Annotated in this window: 12 protein-coding genes; 7 read left to right on the forward strand and 5 right to left on the reverse strand. The window is 70.9% G+C overall.

Going from position 1 to position 13887, the window contains the following annotated elements; genetic code table 11:
• Positions 1–85: 85 nt before the first annotated feature.
• Entirely contained in the window at positions 86–1291 is a 1206-nt protein-coding gene (locus F4562_RS21845; protein WP_184545938.1) for a cytochrome P450, read from the reverse strand.
• 915 nt (positions 1292–2206) lie between these two features.
• On the opposite strand from F4562_RS21845, the gene F4562_RS21850 reads away from it, so the two are divergent.
• The 7 genes from F4562_RS21850 (at position 2207) to F4562_RS21880 (ending at position 9889) form a co-directional block, all read left to right on the forward strand.
• The gene (locus tag F4562_RS21850; RefSeq protein WP_184545935.1) at positions 2207–3052 is read left to right on the forward strand and encodes a fumarylacetoacetate hydrolase family protein; all 846 of its coding nucleotides are present in this window, start codon (positions 2207–2209) and stop codon (positions 3050–3052) included.
• Positions 3049–4344 carry an L-fuconate dehydratase gene (locus F4562_RS21855; RefSeq protein WP_184545933.1) on the forward strand — a complete coding sequence of 432 codons (1296 nt, stop codon included), beginning with the start codon at positions 3049–3051 and terminating at the stop codon, positions 4342–4344. The genes F4562_RS21850 and F4562_RS21855 overlap by 4 nt, the downstream gene beginning before the upstream one ends.
• A complete protein-coding gene (locus tag F4562_RS21860) occupies positions 4337–5083 on the forward strand; it encodes an SDR family NAD(P)-dependent oxidoreductase (protein WP_184545931.1) in 747 nt (248 codons plus the stop codon). Before F4562_RS21855 ends, F4562_RS21860 begins: the two co-directional genes overlap by 8 nt.
• Before the next feature lie 116 nt (positions 5084–5199).
• Positions 5200–6258 carry a sugar ABC transporter substrate-binding protein gene (locus tag F4562_RS21865; RefSeq protein ID WP_184545929.1) on the forward strand — a complete coding sequence of 353 codons (1059 nt, stop codon included), beginning with the start codon at positions 5200–5202 and terminating at the stop codon, positions 6256–6258.
• Positions 6258–7754, forward strand: coding sequence for a sugar ABC transporter ATP-binding protein (locus F4562_RS21870; protein WP_184545926.1), 1497 nt, complete (start codon positions 6258–6260; stop codon positions 7752–7754). The genes F4562_RS21865 and F4562_RS21870 overlap by 1 nt, the downstream gene beginning before the upstream one ends.
• Positions 7751–8761, forward strand: a complete 1011-nt coding sequence (locus F4562_RS21875) for an ABC transporter permease (RefSeq protein ID WP_184545924.1) — start codon at positions 7751–7753, stop codon at positions 8759–8761. The genes F4562_RS21870 and F4562_RS21875 overlap by 4 nt, the downstream gene beginning before the upstream one ends.
• Before the next feature lie 192 nt (positions 8762–8953).
• Positions 8954–9889, forward strand: coding sequence for an aldo/keto reductase (locus F4562_RS21880; RefSeq protein WP_184545923.1), 936 nt, complete (start codon positions 8954–8956; stop codon positions 9887–9889).
• Positions 9890–9969: 80 nt separating this feature from the next.
• Here the strand turns inward: F4562_RS21880 and F4562_RS21885 are convergent, their stop codons facing one another.
• The 4 genes from F4562_RS21885 to F4562_RS21900 all read right to left on the reverse strand — a co-directional run bounded on the left by F4562_RS21885 (position 9970) and on the right by F4562_RS21900 (position 13746).
• Positions 9970–10644: a FadR/GntR family transcriptional regulator gene (locus tag F4562_RS21885; RefSeq protein ID WP_184545921.1), complete on the reverse strand. Its 675-nt coding sequence runs from the start codon at positions 10642–10644 to the stop codon at positions 9970–9972.
• Positions 10645–10680: 36 nt separating this feature from the next.
• The gene (locus tag F4562_RS21890) at positions 10681–11700 is read right to left on the reverse strand and encodes an MBL fold metallo-hydrolase (RefSeq protein ID WP_184545919.1); all 1020 of its coding nucleotides are present in this window, start codon (positions 11698–11700) and stop codon (positions 10681–10683) included.
• Between the two features lie 25 nt (positions 11701–11725).
• A complete protein-coding gene (locus tag F4562_RS21895) occupies positions 11726–12883 on the reverse strand; it encodes a steroid 3-ketoacyl-CoA thiolase (protein WP_184545917.1) in 1158 nt (385 codons plus the stop codon).
• Between the two features lie 152 nt (positions 12884–13035).
• Positions 13036–13746, reverse strand: coding sequence for a TetR family transcriptional regulator (locus F4562_RS21900; protein WP_184545915.1), 711 nt, complete (start codon positions 13744–13746; stop codon positions 13036–13038).
• Positions 13747–13887 lie beyond the last annotated feature (141 nt).

A 13887-nucleotide genomic window follows, 5' to 3' on the forward strand; every position in this document is an offset into this window, starting at 1 on the left:
GCGGCGGGAGACCAGAGGAGAGTGCTCACTCACCAGCGGCTACCAGGCACCGAGCCCGCCCGAACACCTGACCCGGTAGCTCCCATCAGGAGAGGGTGACCGGCAGGTCCTTGATCCCGTTGATGAAGTTGGAGCGGAGCCGCCGGGCGGGACCGGCCTGGGCGAGGTTCGGCAGCCGTTCGGCCAGCACCTCGAAGAGCACCCGCAGTTCGAGCTTGGCCAGGTGGTTGCCGAGGCAGAAGTGGGCACCGCCGCCGCCGAACCCGATCTGCGGGTTGGGGTCGCGGCCGATGTCGAAGGTGTACGGGTCGGCGAACACCTCCTCGTCCCGGTTGGCGGAGCTGTAGAAGACCACGATCTTGTCGTCCTCCTTGACCTCCTGCCCCCCGATGGTCGTGTCGGTGGTGGCCGTACGGCGGAAGAGGTTGACCGGGGAGACCCAGCGGACGATCTCGTCGGCCGCGGTGCGGGCGAGGGAGCGGTCGGCGACCAGGCGCCGCCACTGCTCCGGGTGCTCGAAGAAGGCGAGCATGCCGCCGGAGGCGGCGTTGCGCGTGGTCTCGTTGCCCGCCACCACCAGCAGGAGCACGAACAGGTCGAACTCCTCCTCGGTGAGGGTCTCGCCCGCGGCGTCGGGCATGATCAGCTTGGTGGCGATGTCCTCGCGGGGCCGTGCGCGGCGCTCGGCGGCCAGCGCGTTGGCGTAGGCGTAGACCTGCATGGCCGCGTCCGGGCCCTCGGACGGGTCGGCCGCGTAGTCCGGGTCCTCGGCCCCGATCATCTGGTTCGACCAGTTGAAGATCTTGTCGCGGTCTTCGACGGGAGCGCCGAGCAGCTCGCAGATCACGTACAGCGGCAGCGGGGCCGCGAAGTCCCTGACGAAGTCGACCGACTCGCGTCCCTTGGCCTCGTCCACGAGTTCGTGGCAGATGTCGCGGATGTGCTGCTCCAATGCTCCGATCATGCGCGGGGTGAAGCCCCGGTTGACCAGCGACCGCCGCCGGGTGTGCTCCGGCGGGTCCTGGTTGAGCATCATCAGCCGCTGGAGGGCACGCTGGTCCTCGGGCATCTCGTTGAACAGGGCGAGCTTCCTGCTGGAGGAGAACAGGTCGGAGCGACGCGAGACGTGCACCACGTCGGCGTGCCTGGTCACCGCCCAGAACCCGGGCCAGCCCCGTTCCTCGTCACCTTTGTGCCGGTAGACCGGGGCGTTGGCCCGCAGCCAGGCCAGTTGGTCATGAGGAGCGCCGTTCCGCTGGTAGAAGTCCTGGTCGACGAGATCGATGTCCATCGGTCCTCCTGTGCGAACGGTGCCGTCGTCCCCGTGAGGAGACTCATTTCGGTGCAGCCTACGGCGGCGCGGCCGACGCTCGTGCCCGTCTGTCCCGTCTGTTCACGGCATGTCTCCCGAGCGGATCCGCCGGGGGGTCGCGGCATGCCTTCCGCGCGGATCCGCCGGGGTTCACGGCATGTCTCCCGAGCGGATCCGCCGTCTGTTCATGGGATGTCTCCCGCCCGCCTCCGCCGGGGAACGGGGAGCGTGCGGCCCGTCCCCGTCCGGGAACACGGAATCGCCGGGCTTTTGATCAAGCGCTTGGTACACAACTTTCTGGAACGTGTTCTATTACGGGTCGGAGGGGAAGTCAAGGGCTCCGGCGCGTGACCACGGTGGTGTGGTGGCGGACCGTCCTCGTGGCGGTGGGTCGGGGGCTGTGGCGGGTCGAGGGTGCGGTGACGGACCAGGGGTGCGGCGGTAGGCCGAGGGGGGCAGTGACGGACCGAGGGCATGGTGACGGGTCGAGAGGGCGGTGGGCCAGGGAGTGGGGATCGTGGTGGCGGACAGGGGAGTGGGGCCTGTGGCGGCGGGCCGGGCGAACCCTCCGGCCGGGCGACGGGCCCGTTTCCGTGAGGTGAACCCGAAATCTTCGGGTAACCTGCATCATCCTCCGATGTTTATTGCTCTCGGACCGGTGGTGACCCGGAGTGAGGCCGCATGCCGGATAGATGATCTCCGGCCGCCCCGTTCCCCCCGGAAGTCGGATGAATCCGGGTCAAGAAACGGACGAGAACTCCTTAAAAGCCTCTCAGCTGCGGTTTCTCTCGGATAACGGATCGGATGTATCCGGCGATGAGGGGTTGACACCGAGGTCGGGTGTCATTCAGCATCACCAGGCAAGACATCCGATGTATCAACGAAGGGTGCGGTGTGAAGCTGCTGCGAGTGGGGCCCGCCGGTCAGGAGCGGCCGGCCGTCCTGGACGGGGCCGGTAACCTCCGGGAAATCTCGGAGGCCGAGATCGATGGCGCTTTCTTCGCGTCCGGAGGAGTGGCGCGGGTCCGCGAGGCGCTGGAGCGCGACGAGCTTCCCGTCCTGGACGCGGAAGGGCTGCGGATCGGCGCCCCGATCGCGCGGCCGGGGAAGATCGTGTGCATCGGGCTCAACTACCGCGATCACGCGGAGGAGACGAACGCCGCGATCCCTGCGGAACCGGTCGTCTTCATGAAGGCTTCCAACACCGTCGTCGGCCCCTACGACGAGGTCCTCGTCCCCCGCGACAGCGTCAAGACCGACTGGGAGGTGGAGCTGGCCGTCGTCATCGGTGAGACGGCCCGCTACGTCGAGACCCACGAGGAGGCGCTCTCCAAGATCGCGGGCTACGCGATCTCCAATGACGTCTCCGAGCGCGAGTTCCAGCTGGAGCGCGGCGGCCAGTGGGACAAGGGCAAGTCCTGCGAGACCTTCAACCCGCTCGGCCCCTGGCTGGTCACCCCCGACGAGATCGCCGACCCGCAGGCCCTGGGCCTGCGCCTGTGGGTGGACGGTGAGCCGCGGCAGAACGGCGACACGAAGAACATGATCTTCGGTGTGGCGGAGATCATCCGCTACCTCAGCCGCTTCATGGTCCTGGAGCCCGGCGACGTCATCAACACCGGCACCCCCGCCGGTGTCGCCCTCGGCCTGCCCGGCACGCCGTACCTGCGCGCCGGCCAGGTGATGGAGCTGGAGATCGACGGTCTGGGCCGCCAGCGGCAGACGGTGGGACAGGCATGAGCGCGTACCGCATCACCTCGCTGGAGACCCACGACGTCCGCTTCCCCACCTCGCTGGAGCTGGACGGCTCCGACGCGATGAACCCCGACCCCGACTACTCGGCCGCCTACCTGGTGCTCCGCACCGACGACGGCTACGAGGGCCACGGGTTCGTCTTCACCATCGGCCGCGGCAACGAGGTGCAGACCGCCGCGATCAAGGCGCTGGAGCCGTACGTGCTCGGCCGGGACGCCGAGGACATGGGTGCGCTCTGGAAGGAGATGGTCCACGACTCCCAGCTGCGCTGGCTCGGCCCGGAGAAGGGCGTCATGCACATGGCGATCTCCGCCGTGGTCAACGCGCTGTGGGACCTGAGGGCGAAGCGGGCGGGCAAGCCGCTCTGGCTGCTGCTGGCCGAGATGTCGCCGGAGGAGATCGTCGGCCTGGTCGACTTCCGCTACCTCACCGACGCGCTCACCCCCCAAGAGGCGCTGGACATCCTGCGCGCCGCCGAGCCCGGCAGGCAGGAGCGGATCGCCCGCCTCAAGGAGCACGGTTACCCCGCCTACACCACCTCGCCCGGCTGGCTCGGCTACAGCGACGACAAGCTGCGCCGGCTGTGCAAGGAGGCGATGGACAGCGGCTTCACTCAGATCAAGCTGAAGGTCGGCGCCGACCTGGAGGACGACCGGCGGCGCATGCGCATCGCCCGCGACACCTGCGGCGAGGACTTCCCCATCGCCATCGACGCCAACCAGCGCTGGGACGTCGAGGCCGCCATCGCCTGGGTGAACGCCCTGGCCGAGTTCCGCCCGCACTGGGTGGAGGAGCCGACCAGCCCGGACGACGTGCTCGGCCACGCCGCCATCGCCCGCGGCATCGCACCCATCCCGGTGGCCACCGGCGAACACGTGCAGAACCGCATGATCTTCAAGCAGCTGCTCCAGGCCGACGCGATCTCGTACCTGCAGATCGACGCCGCGCGGGTCGCGGGCGTGAACGAGAACATCGCGATCCTGCTGCTGGCGGCCAAGTTCGGCGTCCCGGTCTGTCCGCACGCGGGCGGGGTCGGGCTGTGCGAGCTGGTGCAGCACCTGTCCATGTTCGACTACGTCGCGGTGAGCGGCTCGATGGAGAACCGGGTGATCGAGTACGTCGACCACCTGCATGAGCACTTCGTCGATCCCGTGGTGATCCGGAACGGCGCCTACGTCGCGCCGAGCCGGCCCGGTTTCGGCGCCACCATGCACGCCGCGTCGATCGCCGACCACACCTACCCCGACGGCCCGGTCTGGAGGTCCATCAATGGGTGAGTTCGACGGCCTGCGCGTCTTGGTCACCGGAGGCGGTTCCGGCATCGGCCTGGCCATCGCGACCCTGCTCGCCGAGCGGGGTGCGGCGGTGGCGTCACTGGACGTCAACCCCACCGGCGGCGCGTTCGTCGAGGTCAAGGCGGACGTCACCGACGACGCCGCGGTGCGCGCGGCGGTCGGCCAGGCCACCGAGCGGCTCGGCGGCCTGGACATCCTCGTCAACAACGCCGGGATCGGCGCGGCGGGGACGGTCGAGGACAACCCCGACGGCGAGTGGCTGCGCGTCCTGGACGTCAACCTGCTCGGCCTGGTCAGGGTCACCCGGGCGGCCCTGCCCCACCTGCGGCGCTCGGCGCACGCGGCGATCGTCAACACCTGCTCCATCGCCGCGACGGCCGGGCTGCCTCAGCGGGCGCTCTACAGCGCCTCCAAGGGGGCCATCCAGTCGCTGACCCTGGCGATGGCCGCCGACCACATCCACGAGGGCATCCGCGTCAACTGCGTCAACCCCGGCACCGCGGACACCCCGTGGGTGCAGCGGCTGCTCGACGCGGCGCCGGACCCGGCGGCCGAGCGGGCGGCCCTGGCGGCCCGCCAGCCGATGGGACGCCTGGTGAGCGCGGAGGAGGTGGCCGCCGCGGTCGCCTACCTCGCGAGCCCGCTCGCGGCGTCCACCACCGGCACGGTCCTGGCCGTGGACGGCGGGATGCAGGGGCTCCGGCTCCGGCCCCGCACCTGACTCCGGCTCCGGTTCCGGTCCCGCACCTGACGGAGCGACGGTGGGGACCACCCGCCGGGCATATATCGGTCTAGAACTAACTCACCCCCCACATAGTTTCGAATCGAGGCAACGGTATGAAACTCGGAACTGCGGCGACGGGCGCGGCACTGTTCGCGATCACTCTTACCCTCTCGGCGTGCGGCTCGTCCGGGACCGGCGGCACGACCGGCGCCCAGTCCACCGGTGACGCCGGGGCCAAGGGGGGCAAGGTCGGGATCGACTTCCCGCGCGCCGACTCCGACTTCTGGAACTCCTACGGCAAGTACGTCCCGCAGATCGCGGGCGAGCTGGGCGTCGAGCTGATGCCGCCCACCAACTCCCAGAACGACGTGGCCAAGCTGGTCGCCAACACCCAGGCCCTCACCGGCCAGGGTGCCAAGGCGATCATCATGGCCCCGCAGGACACCGGCGCGATCGCCTCCACCCTCCAGACGCTGGAGAACCGGAAGATCCCGGTCGTCTCCGTGGACACCCGCCCCGACAAGGGCAAGGTCTACATGGTCGTGCGGGCCGACAACAAGGCGTACGGCACCAAGGCCTGCGAGTTCCTCGGCGAGAAGCTGGGCGGCAAGGGCAAGGTCGTCGAGCTCATGGGCGCGCTCTCGTCGATCAACGGCCGCGACCGGGCCGAGGCGTTCCGCTCCTGCATGAAGGAGAAGTTCCCCGGCATCACGGTCTTCGAGGAGCCCACCGAGTGGGAGGGCACGAAGGCCGCCTCGATGCTCCAGACCCGTCTGGAGCAGCACCCGGACATCAAGGGCGTCTACATGCACGCCGGCGGCGTCCACCTGGCCCCGACGCTCCAGGTGCTCAAGGCCAAGAACCTGATCGTGCCGCCGGAGGACCCCAAGCACGTCTTCGTCATCTCCAACGACGGCATCCCGCAGGAGTTCGACGCCATCCGCAAGGGTGAGATCGACGCCACGATCTCCCAGCCGGCCGACCTGTACGCCAGGTACGCGCTCTTCTACGCCAAGGCCGCGATCGAGGGCAAGACCTTCCAGCCCGGCCCGACCGACCACGACAGCACGATCGTCCAGCTCCCCAACGGCCTGGAGGACCAGCTCCCGGCTCCGCTGGTGACCAAGGAGAACGTGGACGACAAGGCTCTCTGGGGTAACCAGGTCAAGTGATGACATCTCCCGTTAAGGCGGTCGAAGCGATTGGCATCACCAAGCGCTTCGGCCCGACCACCGCGCTCAACGGCGCCGGAATCGCCATCACCGAGGGCGAGACGCACGCGCTCCTCGGCAGGAACGGCGCGGGCAAGTCGACCCTGGTGTCGATCCTGACCGGGTTGCAGCGTCCCGACGAGGGCGAGGTCCGCTTCGGCGGGCAGCCCGCGCCGCCGCTGGCCGACCGGGACGCCTGGCGGCAGCGCGTCGCGTGCGTGTACCAGAAGTCGACGATCATCCCCACGCTGACCGTCGCGGAGAACCTCTTCCTGAACCGCCAGACCGAGCGGGGCAGGATCAACTGGCGGTCCCTGCGCACCAGGGCCCGCCGGCTCCTGGAGCAGTACGGCGTGGACGTCGACGCCGACGTCCTGGCCGGCGACCTCGGCGTCGAGCAGCGCCAGCTGGTGGAGATCGCCCGGGCGCTGTCGTTCGGCGCCCGGTTCATCATCCTGGACGAGCCCACCGCCCAGCTCGACGGCCCGGCGATCCAGCGGCTCTTCGCGCGGATGCGGGCCCTGCGGGAGCAGGGCGTCACGATGATGTTCATCTCGCACCACCTCGACGAGGTGTACGAGATCTGCCAGAGCGTCTCCGTCTTCCGCGACGCCCGGCACATCGTCACCGCCTCGGTTGACGACCTGCCGCACGACCAGCTCGTCGACGCGATGACCGGTGAGGCCACCGCCGCCTACGAGTACCGCACCCGCACCGTCGGAGCCTCGGCCCCGGTGGTGCTCGCCGCGCGGAACCTCCGCCTCGCCGGCCGCTTCGAGGACGTCGACCTGGCCGTCCGGGCCGGGGAGGTCGTCGGCCTCGCCGGTTCGGGCAGCAGCGGCAAGGTCGGCCTGGCCGAGACCCTCGTCGGGCTGCGCAAGGCCGACACCGGCACGGTGACCGTCAACGGGACCGAGGTGAAGGGCGGGGACGTGCCGTCCGCGCTCGCCGCCGGACTCGGATTCGTCCCCCAGGACCGGCACCACGAGGGTTTCGTCCCGCTGCTGTCGATCGCGGAGAACGCGACCATCCCGATCGCCCACAAGCTCGGCCGGTTCGGCATGGTCTCCCCGGCGCGCCGCCGCGAACGCGGCAACCAGATGATCGCGCGGCTCGACATCAAGACGACCGGCCCCGACCAGCCCGTGGCCGACCTGTCGGGCGGCAACGCCCAGAAGGTCGTGCTCGCCAGGGCACTCGCCGACGACCCCAAGGCGCTGGTCGTCATCAACCCGACCGCCGGGGTGGACGTCAAGGCCAAGCACTCCCTCCTCGGCGCCGTGGAGGACGCGGTCGACCGAGGCGCCGGAGCCGTGCTGGTCTCCGACGAGCTGGACGACCTGCGGATCTGCGACCGGGTTCTGATCATGTTCCACGGCAGGATCGTCAAGGACGTGCCGCGCGGCTGGACCGACACCGAACTGGTGGCGGCGATGGAAGGTATCGATCACCAATGACCACGACAAAGACCCCGCCGGTCGCGGCCGTCCCACAGGGCCGCCGCATCCAGCTCGGGCGCTTCCGGGACCTCACGCTCGTCCCGGTGATCATCGTTCTGCTGATCGCCGGCTCCTTCGTGGACCCGATCTTCCTCACCCCGGGGAACCTCACCAACGTGCTCCAGCAGCAGTCCGCGCTGGCGCTGGTGGTCCTCGCCGAGGCGCTGATCCTGATCGCCGGCAAGTTCGACCTGTCGCTGGAGTCCACGGTCGGCATGGCGCCCGCCGTGGCCGTGATGTTCGTCATCCCCGTGGCGGCCGGTGGGTTCGGCCTGGAGCTGCCCGGCATCCTCGCGATCCCCCTCTGCCTGCTGATCGGCGGGCTGGTCGGTGCCTTCAACGGCTTCCTGATCATGCGCTTCCAGCTGTCGGCCTTCATCGTCACGCTGGCCATGATGATCGTCGTGCACGGCCTGCAGCTCGGCCTCACCCAGGGCAAGAGCCTGTTCGAGCTGCCCGAGTCGTTCCTCTACCTCGGCAGCGCCAGCTGGCTCGGCCTCCCCGCGGCCATCTGGATCACCGGCGCGCTCTTCGCGGTGGCCATCGTCGCGCTCGGGTACTTCCGGGCCGGCCGCTCGCTCTACGCCATCGGCGGCAACGCCGACGCCGCCCGCGCGGCCGGCATCCGGGTCGAGCGGGTCCTGTGGGCCGTCTTCGTCATCGGCGGCGTGGTCGCCGCCCTCGCCGGCGTGCTGGAGACCGGCCGCCTGGGCGGCATCAGCGCCAACCAGGGCGTCGGCTGGATCTTCATGGCCTTCGCCGCCGCCGTCATCGGCGGCGTGAGCATGGACGGCGGCAAGGGCACGATCCTCGGCGCTCTCACCGGTGTCCTGGTGATCGGCCTGGTGGAGAACATCCTGACCCTCAAGGGTGTGCCGGGCGAGTGGAAGCAGCTCGTCTACGGTTCGATCATCCTCGTGGCCCTGATGATCAGCCGTCTGGCGGGCGGCAAGGCCCAGGACTGACGTCCGCCCCCCGGCCTCTCGGGGCCGGGCCTCCGCGGGCCGGGCACGCGGACCCGCGCGGCGGCGCCGTCCTCCCCGCCGGTGCCGTCCCCCCCGCCGGCGCCCGCGGCCCGGCGTCCACGATCCCAGGAACGACCTGACACGGCCCCGCTCCCGCTCACGGGGCCGGGGCCGTGCGGAACGGAGCGAACGGTGCAGGTCAGCAAGTACGGCTTCGGCGCGGCCCCCATCGGGAACCTGTTCTCGGCGGTGGACGACGACGAGGCGCGGGCGGCCGTGGACGCGGCCTACGACGCCGGGATCCGGCTGTTCGACACCGCGCCGCACTACGGGCTGGGCCTGTCGGAACGGCGGCTCGGCGCCGCCCTGGCCGGGCGGCCCCGCGACTCCTACACGTTGTCCACCAAGGTCGGCCGCCTGCTCGTGCCGGCCCCGGCCGACGCCCCGGTGGGCCGGGACGACGAGGGCTTCGACGTCCCCGCCGACCTGTGCCGGGTGCGGGACTACTCGCGCGACGGGGTGCGCCGGTCGCTGGAGGAGAGCCTGGAACGGCTCGGCCTGGACGCGGTCGACATCGTCCTGATCCACGACCCGGACGCCCACTGGGAGCAGGCCGTCTCCGAGGCGTACCCGGCTCTGGCGGAGCTGCGTGACCAGGGCGTCGTCAAGGCCGTGGGCGTCGGCATGAACCAGGCGGCGATGCTCGCCCGGTTCGTCCGCGAGACCGGCGTCGACACGGTCATGCTCGCCGGCCGCTACACCCTCCTCGACCAGTCGGGCGAGGAGGAGCTGCTGCCGCTGTGCCGGGAGCGGGGTGTCTCGGTGCTCGCCGCCGGCGTGTTCAACAGCGGCCTGCTGGCCACCCACGACCCGTCCGGCACCTACGACTACGCCCCTGCCCCGGGTGATCTCCTCGCCCGCGCCCGCCGGATCGCGTCCGTCTGCGAACGCCACGGCGTCACCCTTCCCCAGGCGGCCCTGGCCTTCCCGCTGCGCCACCCGGCGGTCGTCTCGGTCGTCGTCGGCGCCCGCTCCGCCGCCGAGGTCACCCGCAACGCGGCTCTGACCGCCGCCCCCGTCCCCGACGACCTCTGGGCGGAACTGGCCGCCGAGGGCCTGATCGGCTGACGGCGGTGATCCCGCCCGGCATCGCACCGGAGGCGTGATCCCCGCCCGGTGCGATCAGTGGAAGGCGCCGGGCGGGGCCGTCAGGCCAGGGCGTTGCGGAGCCACTCCTCGACCCCGGCGATGTGGACCGTCGCCCACGCCCGCGCCACCTCCGGCTGGCGGGCGGCGATGGCCTCGCAGATGGCGCCGTGCTGTTCGCGGGTCTTCTCCAGGGCGTTCTCCTGGGTGAGGCCGCGCCAGATACGGGCCCGGGTGGTGGGGCCCGACAGGCTCTCGATCAGGGAGCACAGCACCGCGTTGCCGGAGCCCGCCGCGATGCGCTGGTGGAACTCCAGGTCGTTGGCGACGAGCTGCTCCACGCTCGGGTCGGGGGGCAGCTCGTCGAGGAGCTTGCGCAGCTCGGCGATCTCGGAGTCGGGCATGCGCGTGGCGGCCATCGCGGTGGCCGCCGGCTCCAGGATCCGCCGGACCTGGAAGAACTGGAGCACGGTGTCGTCCTGGTGGAAGTCGACCACGAACGACATGGCATCCAGCAGGAGCTGCGGCTCCAGGCTGGTCACGTAGGTGCCGTCGCCCTGGCGCACGTCCAGCACGTTGATCAGGGCCAGGGCCCGGACCGCCTCGCGCAGGGAGTTGCGCGACAGGCCGAGCCGCTCTGCCAGGTCGGCCTCCTTGGGCAGCCTGCTGCCCGGAGCGAGCTCGCCCGAAAGGATCATCTGCTTGATCCGGTCGATAGCGGCGTCGGTGACCGCCATGCTGCACCGTCCTCGGGTAGGCCAGACATCGGATGTCTACGAGTGTAGGACGAACCTGATGGGATCGCTTCCCTTCACCCGCCGTACCGTTCCGCGGACCTCCAGCGTACGCAGGTGCGCCGCGGCCTCGGAGGCCGCCATCCCTCGCGACATGGCCGGGAACTCCTCCCACGGCCGGTTCCAGGTCATCCGGGAGGCGACCTCCCACAGGGTGAGCGGCCCTTCCGCCTCGGCGAGCAGGCCGGCCAGCCGTCGGAGCTTCTCCTCGTGATGTGCGCCGATCTCCGCCGCGCGGGCGGCGGTGTCGTGGAAGATCCACTCATGGGCGGGCAGGGCCTCCAGCTCACCCAGGTCCTTCACCTTCTCCAGTGAGCCGAGGAAGTCGCCCAACGGGTCGACGTCGGTGCGGTCGTAGGGGTAGACGCCGATGTGCGGGGTGATCTCCGGCAGCACGTGGTCACCGGTGAAGAGCCGGTCGGCGTCCTCCAGGTGCAGGCAGACGTGGCCGGGGGTGTGGCCGGGGGTCCAGACGGTGCGGAGCCTGCGTCCCGGCAGGTCGACCAGGTCGCCGTCCTGCAGGATCAGGTCGGGGACGGCGGGCGGACGCGGCCGGCGCGCGGTCACCTCCGTCACCTCGACGGCGCCCGCCCCGGCGCGGCGCAGCATGTCGGCCTGGAAGTCGCGGTGCGCGCCGTCCTCCAGGTCGTGCATGAAGCGGACCAGGGCCGCGTCGGCCTCGTGCATGGCGATCCACGCGCCTGACTCCTGCCTGACCTGGCCGGCGAGCCCGGCGTGGTCGGGGTGGAAGTGGGTGACGACCACGCCCCGGATCTCGCGCACGTCCATGCCCGCCGCGGTCAGTCCGTCGCGCAGCGCCAGCCACGACTCCGGGTGGTTCCAGCCCGCGTCGACCAGGACCGGTCCGGCGGGGGACTCGATCGCGTAGATGAGCGTGTAGCCGAGGGGATTGGCGGGGATGGGGACGGGCACGCTCCACACCCCGCCGCCGGTGTCGAAAGGACGCTGCTCGCTGTACGGCCTGCGGCGGGATTTCAACGGTGGTGCTCCTTACCGGCGCCGGTCAGAGGCGCTCGAGGACGGTCGCGGTGGCGAGTGCCCCGCCCGCGCACATCGAGACCAGCGCGGTCGAGGAGCCGGACCGCTCCAGCTCGTGCAGGGCGGTGGTGATCAGCCGGGAACCGGTCGCGCCGACGGGGTGGCCGAGCGCGATGGCGCCGCCGTTGACGTTGACCCGGTCCATGTCCGGCTTGTGTACCGACGCCCAGGATAGGACCACCGACGCGAACGCCTCGTTCACTTCGAACCTTTCGATGTCGGTGATGCTCATCCCCGCGGCGGACAGGACCTTGGCGGTGGCGTCCACCGGCCCGTCGAGGTGGTAGTACGGCTCGGCGCCGACCAGTGCCTGGGCGAGGATCCTCGCCCGGGGACGAAGTCCGTGCCGGGTGGCGGCCTCCTGGCTCATCAGCAGCACCGCCGCCGCGCCGTCGGAGATCTGCGAGGAGGTCCCCGCGGTGTGCAGGCCTCCCTCGCCCATGACCGGCTTGAGCCGGGCCAGCCCTTCCACGGTCGTCTCGCGCAGTCCCTGGTCGGTGCGTACGGTGCGGTTCTCCCCGGTCGGCTCGCCGTCCTCGCCGAGCACCGGTGCTTCGACCGGGATGATCTCCCGGTCGAAGCGGCCCTCGGCCCACGCGTGGGCGGCGAGTCGCTGGGACCGCGCGCCGAAGGCGTCGAGCCGCTCGCGGGTCAGCCCGCGCCGCCGTGCGATCCGCTCGGCGGCGGTGAACTGGTCGGGCAGGTCGATGGTCCAGTCGGCGGGCCGGGGGTCGGCCGGGAGTACGTTGGAGCCGAGCGGCGCCCGGCTCATGACCTCGACGCCGCAGGCGACGCCGACGTCGATGACGCCCGCGTGAATGAGCGCCGCGGTCAGGTGCACCGCCTGCTGTGAGGAGCCGCACTGCGCGTCGACCGTGGTCACGCCGGTCTGGTGGGGCAGGCCGGCGTAGAGCCAGGCGTGCCGTCCGATGTGGCCGCCCTGCTCGCCGGCCTGCGTCACGCACCCGGCGAAGACCTGGTCCACCGCGGCCGGGTCGATGGCGGCCCTGGAGACGAGGCCGCGCAGCGCCGCGGCGAGCACCGCCTGGGGCTTCAGTCCGGCGAGCCGGCCGTTGCGCCTGCCGATGGGGGTTCTCACGGCCTCGACGATCACTGCGCTCATGCGACCTCCTGCCCGTCGGCCCAGAACGCGCGCCGGCCCGGCCCGCCGACCCGGCACACCCTCCGGCCCGGAACGCTTGCCGGCCCGCCCGCGCATCGCTCCAGAATTCAGTTCTGGTTCTCCTCCGACTGCGACTGTAACGGGTTCTAGTTTCAGGCGGAAGGAGTGGGCCCGAAATCGGCGAGGAGACGGTCGGCGGCGATCTCGATGCGGCGCTGGATCTGCTCGTAGGTGCGGCGTCCGCGGAGCATCTCCAGCAGTTCGTGCACCCAGACGCTGGACAGCGAACCCGCCAGGGCGAACTGTTCCTCGGTGGCGGTCTCCCCGGTCAGCCCGTCGCCGGCGACGCGGAGCAGCAGCCCCGCCATCCGGTCGCCGAACGGGGTGTCGACCTCGGCCATGATCAGCGAGCGGATGAGCGCGTCGGCGAGCTCCGGCTCGCGCATCAGGCCGCGGGTGGCCCGCATCAGCACGTCGACCGCGCGTCCCGCAGCGGCGGCGGCGCTCGGCGGGCGCCGCTCGATGCTGCGTTCCAGCAGGTCGATCTCCTCGCCGACGACGGCGACGACGAGATCCATCTTCGAGGGGAAGTATCGGTAGAGCGTTCCCAGCGCGACTCCGGCGCGCTCGGCGACGGTGCGCATCTGCATGGCCTCGACCCCGCCGCGCGAGGCGAGGGCGGCGGCGGCCTGGACGATGCGCCTGCGCCGCTGCTGCTGGCTCCTGGTGCGGGCTCCGGTGGCCGCCGGATCGCCCGGCCCCGCCGGGTTCTGCTTGCCGCGCGCCGGTGCGCCGCCGGGGGCGGACGCGCCGGTCGGGTGCGGGGTGGCCGGCACCTCGGTGGTCACACGCGGGGTACGCATGAGAACACGTTATCTGATTTTCGGACACTCGGGCCGGTTACTCGCCAGTCACATGGATGCCCTGTGCTTACTCGTAATATGCCGTGAATCATCACCGTGTCCGTAGATTCCGGGCGGTGACCCCTGGACAAATATTAGAAT

Origin of the sequence: Streptosporangium becharense, from assembly GCF_014204985.1 — a bacterium.
In the GTDB taxonomy this organism is placed as follows: Bacteria; Actinomycetota; Actinomycetes; order Streptosporangiales; family Streptosporangiaceae; genus Streptosporangium; species Streptosporangium becharense.

Excerpts from the sequence above, each read along its gene's own strand:
- F4562_RS21845 (WP_184545938.1), bottom strand. The coding sequence starts at position 1,291 with ATGGACATCGATCTCGTCGACCAGGACTTCTACCAGCGGAACGGCGCT.
- F4562_RS21855 (WP_184545933.1), top strand. The coding sequence starts at position 3,049 with ATGAGCGCGTACCGCATCACCTCGCTGGAGACCCACGACGTCCGCTTC.
- F4562_RS21860 (WP_184545931.1), top strand. The coding sequence starts at position 4,337 with ATGGGTGAGTTCGACGGCCTGCGCGTCTTGGTCACCGGAGGCGGTTCC.
- F4562_RS21865 (WP_184545929.1), top strand. The coding sequence starts at position 5,200 with ATGAAACTCGGAACTGCGGCGACGGGCGCGGCACTGTTCGCGATCACT.
- F4562_RS21870 (WP_184545926.1), top strand. The coding sequence starts at position 6,258 with ATGACATCTCCCGTTAAGGCGGTCGAAGCGATTGGCATCACCAAGCGC.
- F4562_RS21875 (WP_184545924.1), top strand. The coding sequence starts at position 7,751 with ATGACCACGACAAAGACCCCGCCGGTCGCGGCCGTCCCACAGGGCCGC.
- F4562_RS21885 (WP_184545921.1), bottom strand. The coding sequence starts at position 10,644 with ATGGCGGTCACCGACGCCGCTATCGACCGGATCAAGCAGATGATCCTT.
- F4562_RS21895 (WP_184545917.1), bottom strand. The coding sequence starts at position 12,883 with ATGAGCGCAGTGATCGTCGAGGCCGTGAGAACCCCCATCGGCAGGCGC.
- F4562_RS21900 (WP_184545915.1), bottom strand. The coding sequence starts at position 13,746 with ATGCGTACCCCGCGTGTGACCACCGAGGTGCCGGCCACCCCGCACCCG.